We start from the raw sequence: 14,709 nt of genomic DNA, 5'->3' as shown, positions 1-14,709 counted from the left end.
GCAACACCCCCGAAACCACCCAACTCACCCACGCCCTCGCCCACACCTGGACCCACAACACCCCCACCACCCCACCCACCACACCCACACCCACCACCCCCACCCACCACACCCCCCTCCCCACCTACCCCTTCCAACACCACACCTACTGGGTCATGCCGAACACCACGTCGGTCGGCTCCGGGCAGACCACAACCGGCCACCCGCTGGTCAGCGGCAGCCTCGAACAGCCCGAGGGCCGCGGGCTGATCCTCACCGGCCAGGTCTCCACCACGACGCTGCCCTGGCTGGCCGACCACGCTGTCCAGGACACCGTCCTGCTCCCCGGCACCGCGTTCCTCGACATGGCGCTGCACGCCGCCGGGACGCTCGGCCGTGCCCACGTCGAGGAGCTCACCCTCGAGAGCCCGCTCACCCTGCCCGACGGCTCCCCGGTCCGTCTCCATGTCGCCACCGCACCCGAGGAGGACGGCCGCCACACCGTCACCGTCCACTCGCGTCCGGCCGGCGACCCGGACCAGCCGTGGACGCGCCACGCCGTCGGCACCATCGCGGAGGGCGTCCGGTCCGAGCCACCGGTGGTCGACGAGGCGTGGCCGCCGGCCGGGGCCGTGCCCGTTCCGCTGGACGACTTCTACGGGCGGCTCGCCGGCCTCGGCTACCTGTACGGCCCGACCTTCCGCGGGCTGCGGGCGGCCTGGCGGGACGGCGACGTGTTCTACGCCGACATCCGGCTGTCCGAGGACGCCGATCCGGCCGGTTTCGCCGTCCACCCGGCGCTGCTCGACGCCGCGTTGCACACGGTGGCGCTCGGCACCGGCGCGGACGGCGCCGCGACCCCCGTCCGGCTGCCGTTCTCCTGGTCCGGGGTCACCCTGCACGCGACCGGGGCGACCTCGCTGCGGGTGCGGACGACGCTGGTCGACGACACCACGGCCGCGCTCGACATCGCCGACGGTTCCGGGCGGCCGCTCATCACGATCCCGTCGCTGCGGCTGCGGGAGCTCGACCCGGGACGGCTCGCGGGCCCGCACCCGCTGCACAACTCGATCTTCCGGATGGACTGGGTCCGCACGGAGCCTGCCGACGCCGCCGCCCCGGCCCCCGGGGCCGGGAACTGGGCGGTGCTCGGACGCGGCGCGGCCGGTCCGAACGTGCCGCTCGACGGGGTCCTGGACGTGCCGCTCGACGGGGTCACGGAGCACGCGACGCTGGACGACCTGGTCGGAGCGATGGACGCCGGCGTACCCGCACCGGACGTCGTCCTGCTGCCCTGCCCCACGCCGCCGACCGGCGCCGATCCGGCCGCGCTCGCGCACGACACCGCCCGGCACGTCCTCGGCCTGGTCCAGGCGTGGCTCGCCGAGGAGCGGCTCGCCGCCTCCACCCTGGTCGTGCTGACCCGCGGCGCAGTGGCCGTCCGCCCCGGCGACCCGATCGAGGACCTTCCGGGCTCGACGGTGTGGGGTCTGCTCCGCGCCGCCTGGTGGGAGGAGCCGGGCCGGTTCATGCTGATCGACCTGGACGGCACGGGCACCTCGCCGGCGGAGCTGCGCACGGCGGTCGCGTCCGGCGAGATCCAGGTCGCGCTGCGGGACGGCGCCTGCCTGCGCCCGCGCCTGGTCGCCGTCCGGCCCGAGGAGGAGGCCCCCGGGTTCGCCTTCGACCCGGACGGCACCGTCCTGATCACCGGCGGCACCGGCACGATCGGCGCGCACCTCGCCCGGCACCTGGTGACCGCACACGGGGTCCGGCACCTGCTGCTGACCAGCCGCAGCGGCCTCGCGGCCCCGGGCGCACCGGAGTTGGGGGACGAGCTGGTGGCCGCCGGCGCCGACGTCACCATCGCCGCCTGCGACACCGCCGACCGCGCCGCGCTCGCGGAACTGCTCGCGGGCGTCCCCGAGGCACATCCGCTCACCGCCGTCGTGCACACCGCCGGGGTCCTGGAGGACGGCGTGCTCGGCGCGCTCACCGGCGAGCAGGCGGACGCCGTCCTGCGGCCGAAGGCGGACGCGGCCTGGCACCTGCACACGCTGACCGAGCACCTCGACCTGCGGTCGTTCGTGCTGTTCTCCTCCGCCGCGGGCATCATCGGCAACCCGGGGCAGTCCACCTACGCGGCCGCCAACACCTTCGTGGACGCGCTGGCCGCCCACCGCCGCTCCCGCGGACTGCCCGCGGATTCGCTGGCGTGGGGCCTGTGGGCGGAGACCAGCTCCATGACAGCCGGTCTGGACACCGCCGGCGTCGCACGGCTGACCCGCAACGCGGCGGCGATCGGCACCGAGCAGGGGATGGCGCTGTTCGACGCGGCCCTCGCGGTGCCGGACCACACCCCGCTGCTGCTCGCCCGGATCCGGCCCACCACGATCGACGCGGAGGACGACTCGGTCGCGCCGATCCTGCGCACCCTGGCCAGGCCCTCCCTGCGTCGGGCCGCCGCGGCCGCCGCGGAGCCGGCCGCCGCCGGGGGCCTGGCCGGGCGGCTGCGCCCGCTGGGCGGTGCGGAGCGGCTGGAGGCGCTCACCGACCTGATCGGCGCTCAGGTCGCGGCGGTGCTCGGGCACGGCGGACCGGGCGGAACGGGCGGTGTGGACGCGACGCGAAGCTTCAAGGACATGGGCTTCGACTCACTCACCGCCGTCGAGTTCCGCAACCGGATGAACACCGCGACCGGGCTCCGGCTGCCGGCCACGCTGGTCTTCGACCATCCGACCGTGGCCGCGCTCGCCGACCGGCTGGGCAGCGAGCTGCTGGACGCAGAGCCGCCGGTCGCGGCGGCGCCGAACCGGGGCGCCGCGTCCGCGACGGCGGGCGGAGCGGAGGACGACCGGATCGCGATCGTCGGCATGGCGTGCCGCTTCCCCGGCGGCGTCCGGACCCCGGACGCCCTGTGGCGGCTGGTGGCCGACGGCGTCGACGCGATCGGCGGGTTCCCCACCAACCGCGGCTGGGACGCCGAGGAGCTGTACGACCCGGACCCGGACCGGCAGGGCAAGACCTACGCCCGGCACGGCGGGTTCCTGCACGACGCCGACGAGTTCGACGCGGAGTTCTTCGGAGTGAGCCCCCGCGAGGCGCTGGCGATGGACCCGCAGCAGCGGCTGCTGCTCACGTCCACGTGGGAAGTCCTGGAGAACGCCGCCATCGACCCGGCGTCGCTGCGCGGCAGCGCCACCGGGGTGTTCATCGGGACGGCCGCGCAGGAGTACGGGGTCGGCGCCCGTCCCACCGGCACCGACGCCGAGGGCTACCGGATCACCGGTTCGACGACGAGCGTCGCCTCCGGCCGGATCGCCTACACCTTCGGCCTCGAAGGGCCGGCGATGACCGTCGACACGGCCTGCTCCTCGTCGCTGGTCGCCCTGCACCTGGCCGCCCAGTCGCTGCGCAACGGCGAATGCGGACTCGCGCTGGCGGGCGGCGCCGCGATCATGGCGACGCCGACGCTGTTCGTCGAGTTCAGCCGGCAGCGTGGTCTGGCCCCCGACGGCCGGTGCAAGCCGTTCGGCGCCGCCGCCGACGGCACCGCCTGGGGCGAGGGCGTCGGCGTACTGCTGCTGGAGCGGCTGTCGGACGCCCGCCGCAACGGGCACCAGGTGCTCGCGGTGGTGCGCGGCAGCGCCGTCAACTCGGACGGCACCAGCAACGGCCTCACCGCACCCAACGGACCGTCCCAGCAGCGGGTGATCCGCCAGGCCCTCGCCAACGCCGGACTGACCGCCGCGGACATCGACGCGGTCGAGGCGCACGGCACCGGGACCACGCTCGGCGACCCGATCGAGGCCCAGGCCCTGCTGGCCACCTACGGGCAGGACCGGCCCGACGGACAGCCGCTCTGGATCGGCTCGGTCAAGTCCAACATCGGCCACACCCAGGCCGCCGCCGGCATGGCCGGCATCATCAAGACGGTGCAGGCGATGCGGCACGGCGTCCTGCCCCGCACCCTGAACGTGGACGAGCCGACGCCACACGTTGACTGGGAGTCCGGCGGCGTCCGGGTCCTCACCGCCGACCGGCCCTGGTCGGACACCTCGGGGCCGCGCCGCGCCGGTGTGTCGGCGTTCGGCATCAGCGGCACCAACGCGCACGTCATCCTGGAGTGGGACCCGGCGGCCGCGGCCGTCCCGGACCCCGCTCCCGCTCCCGCTCCCGCTCCCGTCGACGCCATCGCCGAGGTCGCCAAGGTCGCCGATGTCGCCGATGTCGCCGAGGTCGCGGAGCCCCCCGTGGTCCCCTGGCTGCTGTCGGCCAGGACCGAAGCCGCGCTGACCGCACACGCACGGCAGCTCGCCGCCCACCTCGACGGGCACGACGGCCTGTCCCTCGCCGACGTCGGCGCCACGCTGGCGGCCCGGCCGCTGCACGAACACCGCGCCGCCGTGACCGGCCGCACCCGCGAGGAGCTCCGCGCCGCCCTGGCGGCCGTCGCCGACGGTGACCGGACGGCCGACGGGGTACGCCCCGGGTCGGGCCGGACCGGGGCGGGCCGGACGGCGTTCCTGTTCTCCGGCCAGGGCGCCCAGCGGCCCGGAATGGGCCGGGAGCTGTACCAGCAGTTCCCGGTCTTCGCCGCCGAACTCGACCGCGTCTGCGCACACCTGGACGCCCTTCTGGAGGTGCCGCTGCGCTCGGTGATGTTCGCCGAGGCGGGCACGGCCGAGGCGGCGCTGCTCGACCGGACCGGATACGGGCAGCCGGCCGTCTTCGCCCTGGAGGTGGCGCTGTTCCGCCTGCTCGGGTCGTGGGGGCTGCGGCCCGACGCCGTGCTCGGGCACTCGGTCGGCGAGATCGCCGCCGCACACGTGACCGGGGTCCTCGGCCTCGCCGACGCCTGCACGCTGGTCGCCGAACGCTCACGGCTGATGCAGTCGGTGACCGCGCGCGGCGCGATGGTCGCGATCCGGGCGGGTGAGGAGGAGGTCGCCCGGTCGCTGGCGGAAGCCGCCGGCCCGGGGGCCGTCTCGATCGCGGCCGTCAACACCGCCCGGTCGACCGTCGTCTCCGGCGACGCGGAGGCGGTGGCCCGGGTGGCGGCCCACTGGTCGGAGCGCGGCCGCAGGACGACCCCGCTGCGGGTCAGTCACGCGTTCCACTCCCCGCACATGGACCGCATCCTGGACGAGTTCGCCGAGGTCGTCGGGCGCCTCGAATTCCACCCGCCGCAGGTGCCGGTCGTCTCCGGACTCACCGGGCGGCCCGCCAGCGGGGCGCAGCTGGCCGATCCGGCCTACTGGACGCGCCAGGTGCGGGAGGCGGTCCGGTTCCACGACGGCACGGAGGCGCTGCGCGAGCTGGGCACCACGGTGTTCTTCGAGGTCGGCCCCGATGCGGCGCTGACCGCGCTGGTGCCGGACGGACCGGAAGGCACCGCCGACGAGACCGCCGACGAAACCGCCGCGGCCACGGACCAGGGCGTCGACGCGGGCCGGCCCGCGGGCGCCGGCCACCGCCGCAGCCACCGCATCGCGGCGCTGCGCCGGGACCGCCCGGAGCCGTCGACCCTGGTCGCGGCCGTGGCGGAGGCCGCGCTCCACGGGGCCGCGGTGGACTGGCGGGCGTTCTTCGCCCGGTTCTCCCCGCAGCCGGTGCAGCTGCCCAACTACCCGTTCCAGGGGCGGCGGTTCTGGCTCTCGGCCGAACTCTCCCCCGCCGCCCCGGGCACCGGGGCCGGCGCGCACGGGCTGCTGGCGGCGGCGACGTCGCTGGCCGACGGCGGCGGGTGGCTGCTGAGCGGCCGGGTGTCGCGGAGCACCCACCCGTGGCTCACCGAGCACACCGTGAACGGCGCCGCGATCGTGCCCGGCACGGTCTTCCTCGACCTCGCGGTGCACGCGGCGAGGGTCACCGGGAACGCCCGGATCGACGAACTCACCGTCGAGGCGGCGCTCCTGCTGCCCGAGAGCGGGGCCGTGGACCTCCAGGTCCTGGTGTCCGCACCGGACGCGCGCGGCCTGCACACCCTCACGGTCAGCTCGCGCGCCCACGGGCACCGCGACGAGGCAGGCGAACGGCCGTGGACCAGGCACGCGTCCGGGGCCCTGGGCGGCCGCCCCGCCGAGCCGTTCGAGGACTTCCCCACTGCCTGGCCGCCGCCGGGCGCCGAGCCGATCGACCTCGACGGGCTGTACGACACGCTCGCCGACGCCGGGGTCGGCTACGGACCCGCCTTCCAGGGGCTGCGGTCGGCCTGGCGGGACGACACCGCCGTCTACACGGAGGCCGACGCCCCCGAGGCCGGCGGCGGCACGGACGGCCTGCACCCGGCGGTGCTCGACGCCTCGCTGCACGCGCTGGCGACCGACCACCCCTCGCTGAACACCGGCGGGGAGGTCCTGCTGCCCTTCTCCTGGCGCGGTGTCGACCCGTACACCTGGAGCGCCACGACGATCCGCAGCCGGCTGACCCGAACCGGGCCCGACACCCTGGCCCTGGCCGTCACCGACGCCGACGGGACCCCGGTGGCGGCGGTGGAGGCCCTCCAGGTCCGGTCGGTGGCCCTCGGCGAGGTCGGCGCGCGGCGGCACGAGGCGTACCGGCTGGACTGGAGCCCGGTGGCGGCCCGTCCGAAGTCGTCCGACGCACCCGACGCACCCGACGCGCCCGACGCGGTCCTGCTGCGGGTGGAGGCGTCCGGCGACGCCGGGCCCGAGGAGGTTCGCGCGGCCGTGGCCCGGGTGCTCGACACGGTCCAGCGGTGGGCGGTCGGGGACCACCCGGCGCGGTCCCGTCTGGTGGTCGTGACCCGGGGCGCCGTCGTCACCGGCCCCGGTCCCGAGGCCGCCGACCCGGCCGGCACCGACCCGGCGGGCACCGACCCGGCCGGCATCGACCTGGCGGGCGCCGCCGTCTGGGGCCTGGTCCGCAGCGCGCAGGCCGAGCACCCCGGGCGGTTCGTCCTGCTCGACCTCGAAGGCGGTGCCGACGACGGTCTCGACGACAGCCTCGACGGCGGTCCCGACGGCAGCCCCAACGACGGCTCCGAGGCCGCCGCCGACGGCCGCCTCGCCCGGACCCTCGCCGATGCCCTCGCCCTGGACGAACCCCAACTGGCCCTGCGCCGGGGCGGCTTCCTGGCCCCGCGGGTGGCCCCCGCACCGCTGACCGCCCCCGCCGGCTCCCCGCTCGACCCGGACGGAACGGTCCTGGTCACCGGCGGCACGGGCGCCCTGGGCGCGCTCGTCGCCCGCCACCTCGTCACCCGGCACGGCGTCCGGCACCTGCTGCTGACCGGCCGCCGGGGCGTCGACGCGCCGGGCGCGACGGAACTGCGGTCCGAACTGGCCGGGTACGGCGCCGAGGTGACCGTCGCCGCCTGCGACGCCGCCGACCGCGAGGCGCTCGCCGCGCTGCTCGCGGGCATCTCCGACGAGCACCCGCTCACGGCCGTCGTGCACACCGCCGGGGTCCTGGACGACGCCGCGCTGGACAACCTGGACCCCGACCGGATCGACACGGTGTTCCGGCCGAAGGCCGACGCCGCCCGGCACCTGCACGAGCTGACCGCCGGCTCGGGGCTCGCGGCCTTCGTCCTGTTCTCCTCCGTCGCGGGCACGCTCGGCACGCCCGGACAGGCCAACTACGCGGCCGCCAACGCCTACCTCGACGCCCTCGCGCACCGTCGCCGCGCCCTGGGGCTCCCGGCCACCAGCCTGGTCTGGGGGCCGTGGACGCTGGCCGGCGGGATGGCGGCCGACGAACGGCGGGTCCGTCAGGCCGCGCTGGTCCCGCTGTCCGCCGAGGCCGGCCTCGGCCTGTTCGACGCCGCCCTCGCCGCGGACCACCCGGTGCCGCTCGCGCTGCGCCTCGACCGCGCCGCCCTGCGCGCGGCGGACCCGGCGGCGGTCCCGCCGGTGCTGTCGACGCTGGCGGGCTCGTCCGCGCACCGCCGGACCGAGCGGACCCCGCTGCTGCGGCGGCTCCAGGGCCTCGACGGGCCGCGGCGGCACCAGGTGCTGCTGGCGGCGGTGCGCGACCAGGTCGCGGCGGTCCTCGGGCACGAGGGCACCGACCGCGTCCCCGCCGACCGCGAGTTCAACGAGCTGGGCTTCGACTCGCTGACCGGCATCGACCTGCGCAACCGGCTCTCCGCCGCGACGGGCCTGCGGCTGCCCGCGACGCTCGTCTTCGACTACCCCAACCCGGCCGCGCTGGCCGCCCATCTCGGGGCCGAACTGCCCGACCGGGACCGGACGGCGCCCGAGCGGGCGAAGCCCGCGGAGCCGATCCGGCCGACGGCGGCGGCGGACGACCCGATCGTGATCATCGGGATGGCCTGCCGGTTCCCCGGTGAGGTCCGGTCCCCGGAGGACCTGTGGCGGCTGGTCCGCGACGGGGTCGACGCGATCGGCCCGTTCCCCGCCGACCGCGACTGGAACGTCGAGGAGCTCTACGACCCGGCGCCCGAACGGCACGGCAAGTCCTACACCCGCGAGGGCGGCTTCCTGCACGACGCGGACCGGTTTGACCCGCACTTCTTCGGGATGAGCCCGCGCGACGCGATGGCCGCCGACCCGCAGCAGCGGCTGCTGCTCGAGACCGGCTGGGAGGTGCTGGAACGTGCCGGCATCGACCCGGCGGACCTCCGCGGCAGCCGGACCGGGGTCTTCACCGGCGTCATGTACAGCGACTACGGCGCACGCCTGGTGAACAGCCGGGTCGACGAGTACGAGGGATACCTCGGCACGGGCAGCGCGGGCAGCATCGCGTCGGGCCGCGTCTCCTACACCTTCGGCTTCGAGGGCCCGGCGATCACCGTGGACACCGCCTGCTCGTCCTCCCTGGTGAGCCTGCACCTCGCCGTCCGCGCCCTGCGCGACGGCGAGTGCGACCTGGCGCTCGCCGGCGGCGTGACCGTGATGGCGACCCCGGCCCCCTTCGTCGAGTTCAGCCGGCAGCGCGGGCTCGCCCCGGACGGCCGGTGCAAGCCGTTCGGCGCCGGCGCCGACGGGGTCGCCTGGGCGGAGGGCGTGGGACTGCTGCTGGTCGAGCGGCTGTCGGACGCCCGCCGCAACGGGCACCAGGTGCTCGCCGTGGTCCGGGGGACGGCGGTCAACCAGGACGGCGCCTCCAACGGGCTCACCGCGCCCAACGGCCCGTCCCAGCAGCGGGTCATCCGCCAGGCCCTGGCCGACGCGGGCCTCGCACCCGCCGACGTGGACGCGGTCGAGGCGCACGGCACCGGGACGCCGCTGGGCGACCCGATCGAGGCCCAGGCGCTGATGGCGGTCTACGGGCAGGACCGGGCGGCCGACAGGCCGCTCTGGATCGGCTCGGTCAAGTCCAACATCGGGCACGCCCAGGCGGCCGCCGGGGTCGCCGGCGTCATCAAGACGGTGCAGGCGATCCAGCACGGCCGACTGCCGCGCAGCCTGCACGCCGACACACCGTCGCCGCACGTGGACTGGGCGTCGGGTGGTGTCGCCGTCCTGCGGGAGGAACGGGCCTGGCCGGACCACGGCCGCCCGCGCCGCGCGGGGGTGTCCGCCTTCGGCATCAGCGGCACCAACGCGCACGTCGTCCTGGAGGCGCCCGCCGCCGAGGACCTGCCCGGGACGGCCACCGCTCCCGCCAGTCCGCCCGCTTCGCCCACTTCGACGGCCTCCACGGCCTCCACGGCCTCGACGGCCTCGACGGCTTCGGCGGCTTCGGCGGCTTCGACCGCTGCCGTCGAGCCCGCCGTTCCCGCCCCGGTGGTGCCCTGGCTGCTGTCGGCCAGGACGGACCCGGCCCTCGCCGAACACGCCGCCCGGGTACGCGACTTCGTTCGGGAGCACCCCGAGCACGGTCCCGCCGACCTCGCCCGCGCGCTCGGCTCCCGGTCGGTGTTCGAGCGGGCGGCCGCAGTGGTCGGCCGGACCCGCGAGGACCTGCTCTCCGGGCTGGACGCCCTCGCCGCGGGCGGCACCGCGCCGCACGTCGTCCGGGGCGGTGCGGGGGAGCGCGGCGCGACCGCGTTCCTGTTCTCCGGCCAGGGCTCCCAGCGGGCCCGGATGGGCAGCGGCCTGTACGCGGCCCACCCGGAGTTCCGGCGCGCGCTGGACGAGGTGTGCGCGCACTTCGACGGACTGCTCGACCGCCCGTTGCGGGAGCTGATGTTCGCGCCCGCCGGGACCGCCGAGGAGGATCTGCTGCACGAGACCCGCTACACCCAGCCCTCGCTGTTCGCCCTGGAGGTCGCCCTCTACCGGCTGCTGCGGAGCTGGGGCGTCACTCCCGACTACCTGATGGGGCACTCGGTCGGCGAGTTCGCCGCCGCGCACGTCGCGGGCGTCCTGTCGCTGGCCGACGCCTGCACCCTGGTCGCCGTGCGCGGCCGGCTGATGCACGAGGTCGCCGGCCGCGGCGCCATGGTGGCAATCGGCGCAGGCGCCGACGAGGTGCGCGCCTCGCTGGCCGGCCGGGAGGACACGGTCGGCATCGCCGCCGTCAACGGCCCGGCCGGCACGGTGGTGTCGGGCGACGAGGTCGCCGTCATGGCAGTCGTCGACGAGTGGGTCCGGCGTGGCAGCCGGACCAAACGGCTGCTGGTCAGCCACGCTTTCCACTCGCCGCTGATGGAGCCGATGACGGCCGCCCTCCGGGAGACCGCCGAGCGGCTGCGCTACGCCGAGCCGACCGTCCCCGTGGTGTCGACCGTCACCGGCGCCGTGGTGGAGCCCGGCACCATGACGTCGCCCGACTACTGGGTCGACCAGGTGCTGCGTCCGGTGCTGTTCTCGGACGGCGTCGCGACCCTGCACGCCGCCGGGGTGCGCGCCTACCTGGAACTGGGCTCGGACGCGCTGGCCTCGATCACCCCGGACTGCCTGCCCGAGCTGGACCCCCGGCCGCTGGTCGGCGCGCTGCTGCGCAAGGACCGGCCCGAACCGGAGTCGGTGGCCACCGCGTTGGCCCAGGCACGGCTGCACGGCGTGCCGGTGGACCTGGCGGCCCTGCTGCCCGGCGCCCGGCCGGCCGACGGCCTGCCCACCTACCCGTTCCAACGCGAGCGGTTCTGGCTCAGCCGGCCCGCCGACTCCGGCGACCCGGCGGGACTCGGCCTGGACCGGACGACCCACCCCTTCCTCGGTGCCGGGACCGAACTGCCCGACGGAGGCTTCCTGTTCACCGGGCGGATCTCGGCACAGACCCAGCCCTGGCTGGCCGACCACACCGTCCACGGCAGCCTGGTCGTCCCGGCCACCGCGCTGGTCGAACCGGTCCTGTACGCGGGCGGGCGGGCCGGTTGCGGCCGGGTCGACGAGCTCGACCTGTCCGCCCCGCTGGTCCTGCCCGAGACCGGGGCCGTCCACCTCCAGGTGGTCACCGGTGCGCCCGACGCCGACGGCCGACGGAGCGTCGTCATCCGCTCCCGGCCGACAGGTTCGGCCGAGGAGGGATGGACGCGCCACGGTCAGGGCATCCTCGCCCCCGTCCCGGCCGTCCCCGCGGACTCCGCCCCCTCGGCCCCGACCCCGGACGGTGCCTGGCCCCCGCCCGGCGCGCAACCCGCCGACGTCGGCGAGATCTACGAACTGCTGGCGGGCCTGGGCCTCGGTTACGGTCCCGCCTTCCGCGGCCTGCGCACGGTGTGGCGCCACGGCGACGAGGTACTGGCCGAGGTCCGGCTGACCGGGTCACCCTCGTCCGGCTTCCGGATCCACCCCGCGCTGCTGGACGCGGCCCTGCACACGCTCGCGTACGTCCACACCGACGTGGACCGCGCCGAGGGCGTGCCGGTGCCGTTCTCCTGGGCCGGCGTCAGCGTGTCCGGGGACGCCACGAGCACCCTCCGGGTACGGCTGGCCCGGGCGGGCACCGGTTTCGCGCTGCGGCTGACCGACGACCGGGGCGCCGAGGTCGCCTCGATCGAGTCGCTGTCGGTCCGGAACCTGGCGCCCGGACAGTTCGGCGCGGCGGGGAGCGAGGGGTCCAGGGCGCGGTTCGGCCTCGCATGGACCGAGGTCGCGCTGCCCGCGCCGTCGGACGACGCGGGCACCCCGGTCGCCCCGGTGGGCGCCCTGCTGGAGGCCGTGGTGGACCGGCCGGTGAACGGGGCCGCCCCGGACACCGCCGCCGCGCCGGCCCTGCTGCTCCTCGACTGCACCCGGGTCCCCGCCGAAGGCCCGAACCCGGCAGGCACCGACGCGGCCGAGGCCGCGCGCCGGGCGACCGGGCACGTGCTCGGCGTCCTCCAGGCCTTCCTCGCCGAGGACCGGTTCGCCGACTCCCGGCTCGGCGTCCTCACCCGCTCGACGGTCTCCGCCGTCACCGGCGACCGCGTCGCCGACCTCGCGGGCGCGGCCGTCGGCGGCCTGGTCCGCGCCGCACAGAGTGAGAATCCCGACCGGATCGTCCTGCTCGACACCGACGGCACCGACGCCTCCGCCCGGGCCGTGCGCGCCGCGCTGCTCACCGGCGAACCGTGGCTCGCGCTGCGGGACGGGACGGCCTACGCCGCCCGCCTGGCCCGGGCCGGCACCGAGGACGCCGGGGCCGCCCGCCGGACCGACCGGTCCGGCACGGTGGACGACGGCACCACGCCGTTCGCCCCCGACGGTACGGTCCTCGTCACCGGCGGCACCGGGGCACTCGGCGCGCTGATCGCCCGGCACCTGGTCACCGCCCACGGCGTCCGGCACCTGCTGCTCACCAGTCGCAGCGGCCGCTCCGCGGCGGGGGCGGAGGAACTGCTCGCCGAACTGACCGGGCTCGGCGCCCAGGCCACCGTGGCGGCGTGCGACGTCGGCGACCGGGACGCGCTGGCGGACCTGCTCGCCGCAGTGCCCGTCACGAACCCGCTCACCGCGGTGATCCACGCCGCGGGCGTCCTGGACGACTCGACGCTCCCCGGCCTCACCGCCGACCGGATCGCCACCGTCCTCCGGCCCAAGGCCGACGCGGCCTGGCACCTCCACCAGCTCACCGAAGGCCTGGACCTCACGCACTTCGTGCTGTTCTCCTCCGCCTCCGGAGTGCTCGGCGGCGCCGGCCAGGGCAACTACGCGGCGGCCAACGCCTTCCTCGACGCGCTGGCCGAACAGCGGCATTCCCGTGGCCTCCCGGCCTCCTCCCTCGCCTGGGGGATGTGGGCGACCGACGGGACGATGGCCGGCGGCCTCGGCACGGCCGACCGGGCCCGCATCGGCCGTGGCGGCATGCTGCCCCTCGACGCCGCACAGGGCCTTGCCCTGTTCGACTCCGCCCTGCACGACGGCCGTGCCACCACCCTCCTGCTCCGGATCGACCCGCCGACCCTGCGCGCCCAGGCCGAGGCCGGCACCCTGCCCCCGATCCTGCGCACGCTGGCCGGCCCCCCGCGCGCTCGCCGGGACGCCGAGGCCGGACCGTCGCTCGCCCAGCGCCTGGCGGGCCGCGCCGAGACCGAACAGACCGACCTGCTGCTGGAGTTCCTCCGCCAGGAGATCTCGGTCACCCTGGGGCACACCGGAGTCGCCGCCGTGGAGCTCAACCGCGGCTTCCTGGAACTCGGCTTCGACTCGCTCACCGCCATCGAGCTCCGCAACCGGCTGAGCGACGCCGTCGGCCGGCGGCTGCCGGCCACCACCCTGTTCGACTACCCGACGCCGCGCCAGCTCGCCGCCCGTCTGCGTGAACTGCTGGTCCCCGCCGGCCCGGCCGACGTGACCGAGGCGACCGACGCGGCCCTCCGCAGGCTCATCGCGTCGGTCACGCCGGACCGCCTGCGCCGAGCGGGGCTGCTGGACGCCGTCCTCGGCCTGGCCGACGGCGCCGACGGCCCCGGACGGACCGCGCAGGAGGAGGACGAGGAACAGGACCTCCTCGACGCCGACGTCGAGGACCTCATCCGCATCGCCCTCACCGACACCGACTCGTGACCACCCCAGAACCGACGGAGCCGACGATGAACATGCCTACCGAGAAGGTCGTCGAAGCGCTGCGCACGTCACTGCTGGAGAACAAGCGCCTTCGACGGCAGCTCCAGCAGCACACCGAGGCCGCAGCCGAACCGATCGCGATCGTCGGGATGGCCTGCCGCTACCCCGGCGGCGTGCGCTCGCCCGAGGACCTGTGGCGCCTCATCGCCTCCGGCGGCGACGCCATCGGCCCCTTCCCGCGCGACCGCGGCTGGGACGTCGACGGCCTGTACGACCCGGACCCCGACGCACCCGGCAAGTCGTACGTGCGGGAGGGCGGATTCCTGGACGACGCCGCCGACTTCGACCCCGCGTTCTTCGGCATCAGCCCGCGCGAGGCGCTGGCGATGGACCCGCAGCAGCGGCTGCTGCTGGAGACCGGCTGGGAGGCCTTCGAACACGGCGGCCTAGACCCCGAGACCCTGCGCGGCAGCCGCACCGGGGTCTTCACTGGCGTCATGTACGGCGACTACGCGTCGCGCCTGCGACGGATGCCGGAGGGACTGGAGGGTCAGGTGGTCACGGGCAGCGCGGGCAGTGTCGCCTCCGGGCGGCTGTCCTACACCTTCGGCCTGGAGGGCCCCGCCGTCACGCTGGACACGGCGTGCTCCTCCTCGCTGGTCGCCCTGCACCTGGCCGCGCAGTCGCTGCGCAACGGCGAGTGCGACCTCGCCCTCGCCGGCGGGGTCACGGTGATGGCCACCCCGGTCGCGTTCACCGGCTTCAGCCGGCAGCGCGGCCTGGCCCCCGACGGGCGCTCCAAGTCCTTCGCGGCCGCCGCCGACGGCGTGGTGTGGAGCGAGGGCGTCGGCCTGCTGCTGGTCGA

General features: G+C 76.3%; 2 protein-coding genes. Both read left to right on the top strand.

Going from position 1 to position 14,709, the window contains the following annotated elements; translation table 11 throughout:
* The first annotated feature begins 155 nt into the window (after positions 1–155).
* Entirely contained in the window at positions 156–13,844 is a 13,689-nt protein-coding gene (locus ACZ4W5_RS36765) for an SDR family NAD(P)-dependent oxidoreductase (protein ID WP_465659505.1), read from the top strand.
* Positions 13,845–13,876: 32 nt separating this feature from the next.
* Positions 13,877–14,709 (top strand): beta-ketoacyl synthase N-terminal-like domain-containing protein (locus tag ACZ4W5_RS36760; protein WP_465659507.1); only part of this gene is annotated, 833 nt, incomplete at its 3' end.

The sequence above is a fragment of the Kitasatospora sp. NPDC029367 genome (assembly GCF_055569135.1).
Note: the sequence above shows the minus strand (reverse complement) of the source record. Positions and strands in the feature narration are given on the sequence as shown.